General features: G+C 57.0%; 1 protein-coding gene. It reads left to right on the forward strand.

What is annotated here, in order from left to right; all coding sequences use genetic code 11:
* Positions 1–179 precede the first annotated feature (179 nt).
* Positions 180–395, forward strand: a 216-nt coding sequence (locus KI369_RS29610; protein WP_238484979.1) for a tyrosine-type recombinase/integrase, incomplete at its 3' end; no start/stop codon positions are given.

Consider the following 395-nt stretch of genomic DNA (forward strand, 5'->3'; position numbering starts at 1 on the left):
CTCATGAGCCCGAAGTGGCGAGCCCGATCTTCCCCATCGGTGATGTCGGCGAGATAGGCGCCAGCAACCGCACCTGTGGCGCCGGTGATGCCGGCCACGAGGCGTCCGGCGTAGAGGATCCGTCACATACCAAGGCGGCTAAGCGAGCAGATGGAACATCAACGCCTGCGGTCAGGAAGATGCGCATCGACAGCAAGACATCATGGCTATCAGCTTGTCGTCGTGCAGGAATTGAAGATTTCCGTTTCCATGACCTCAGACACACCTGGGCAAGCTGGCTGATTCAGTCAGGCGTCCCATTATCAGTGCTTCAGGAAATGGGCGGATGGGAGTCCATAGAAATGGTTCGTAGGTATGCTCACCTTGCGCCTAATCATTTGACAGAGCATGCGAGG

It is taken from the genome of Bacillus sanguinis (assembly GCF_018332475.1).
Lineage (GTDB): Bacteria > Bacillota > Bacilli > Bacillales > Bacillaceae_G > Bacillus_A > Bacillus_A sanguinis.